We start from the raw sequence: 1,949 nt of genomic DNA on the forward strand, positions 1-1,949 counted from the left end.
ACTGGGTGATGCGGGCGCCGTCGCCGGTCGCCAGGTTGTAGACGTCCAGCGCCTTGCCGCTGTTGCGGTTGACCAGGACGTACCACGCGTCGGTGTCGACGGTGGCCGCGTTCGCCGGCTGGGCGGCCACGAACAGGCTCGCCAGCAGCGCGGCCATGGTCGTGAGGATGGCTAAGGGTCTGATTCTCACTTCGTGCTCCGATTCCATCAGGGCTGTGTTGCTGTGCCGCCCGCGAGGGGCCGGCCGACCGGGATGCCTTTCTGCGTTGGGGGTGTGTTCCGGATCCCGACCGGACGGCGGATCCGGTCAGGGGGTGGATGGTCAGGGGATGGATGGTCAGGGGATGGATGGTCAGGGGATGGATGGTCAGGGGATGGATGGTCAGGGGGTGGTCAGGTCGAAGCGGCGCACGGTCACGGCGCCGCCGAGGGCCTGGGTGGCGTGGTTGAAGATCCCGAAGCGGTAGCCCATGAAGAACTGCCAGGCGTTGTTCAACGTGAAGGCCGGGCCGAGGCCGACGAAGTTCGTCCCGTCGGTGCTGTAGGAGAAGCGGGCCTGCCTGCCCGATCCCGGGCGGATGTCGGCGTTGACCCTGAGCCAGATCCGGCCGCCGGAGATGGCCGCGCCCGCCTGTTCGGTGCCGGTGCCGGTGGTCTGCCACGAGCCGTTCATGGTCAGCCCGTTGGTCATCACGACCCGGTACGCGCCGTTGTCGCGCCTGACGCCGATCCAGGCCGACTGGTCGCGCAGCATCGCCAGCCCGGCGCGGTCGCCGTTCGCCATCTGCGAGTAGTCGAGCTCGATCGTCGCGGTCGACGACGGGCCCTGGATGCGGTGGGTCAGGGTGTTGCGGGCGTTGTAGAGGTCGCCCGTGACCGTGGCGGTCTGCAGGCGCAGGCCGTTGCCGGTGGAGAAGCGGCTGGTGTCGGGGTTGTGGTTCCACTCCCACCGGTGACCGAGGCCGCCCGAGGTGAAGGTGTCCGGGCCGGTCATCGGGGCCACCGTGCGGCTGGTCGGGATGTTCGGCCGCGGGTAGTTCACGCCCCAGCGGCCGTTCACCGTCCGGACGGCCGGCCAGTCGTCGGTCCAGGTGATCGGTGCGAGTGCCGGGACCCGGCCGCCGGGGTAGGCGTCGACGAACGACATGTAGTACCAGTCGCCGGCCTGGGTCTGGACCAGCCCGCCCTGGTGCGGGACCCCGCCGCCTACGAGCGGGCCGGGCATGTCGAGCAGGACCTGGCGCATCTCGTACGGTCCCCACGGGGAGGTGGAGCGGAGCACGTACTGGCCGTTGGCCGGGCGGGTGAGCCAGATGTAGTAGTAGCCGCCCCGCCTGTAGAAGCGGGCGCCCTCCAGCGTGCCGACGCTCGAAGGGGTCCGGAAGACCTGCTGGGCGCGCACCTGGCTGAGGCCGTCGGCCGAGAGCTGGGCGACGCTGATGGTGCCGTTGCCGTAGGCGACGTACATGGTGTCGTCGGTGTCGACCAGCAGGCCGGCGTCGTAGTAGCAGTTGTCGATCTGCGAGCGCTTGGTCCACGTGCCGTCCACGGCGGAGGCGGTGTAGACGTAGGTCCGGTTGAACTCGACGCAGCCCATCCAGTAGTAGGTGCCGTTGCTGGGCCGGTGGTTCAGGGTGGAGGCCCAGATGCCCTTCACGTACGCCCGGCCGCCGTTGAGGTCGTAGGCGCCCGAGCCGAAGTCGAGCCTCGGGACCGAATGTCCGGCGTACTCCCAGTCGACCAGGTTGTAGGAGCGCAGGATCGGCGCGCCCGGCGAGTAGTGCATCGTCGAGGCCGAGTAGTAGTAGGCGTCGCCGACCCGGATGATGTCGCCGTCGGCGAAGTCCTGCCAGACGACCGGGTTGGTGTAGTCGCCGCCCGGACCGGAGCCGCCGCCGACCTTCACGAGCTGCCACTGCTGGTTGGCGCCGCCCCAGTCGTCGTACTGC

General features: G+C 69.4%; 2 protein-coding genes. Both read right to left on the bottom strand.

Going from position 1 to position 1,949, the window contains the following annotated elements; all coding sequences use genetic code 11:
• A partial coding sequence (locus IEZ06_RS35675) for an RICIN domain-containing protein (protein WP_189241086.1) occupies positions 1 to 157 on the bottom strand: 157 nt, incomplete at its 3' end.
• Between the two features lie 225 nt (positions 158 to 382).
• On the bottom strand, positions 383 to 1,949 hold a 1,567-nt coding region (locus tag IEZ06_RS35680; RefSeq protein ID WP_189241085.1), incomplete at its 5' end, for a glycoside hydrolase family 43 protein.

It is taken from the genome of Planomonospora antibiotica (genome assembly GCF_014647955.1).
GTDB lineage: Bacteria > Actinomycetota > Actinomycetes > Streptosporangiales > Streptosporangiaceae > Planomonospora > Planomonospora parontospora.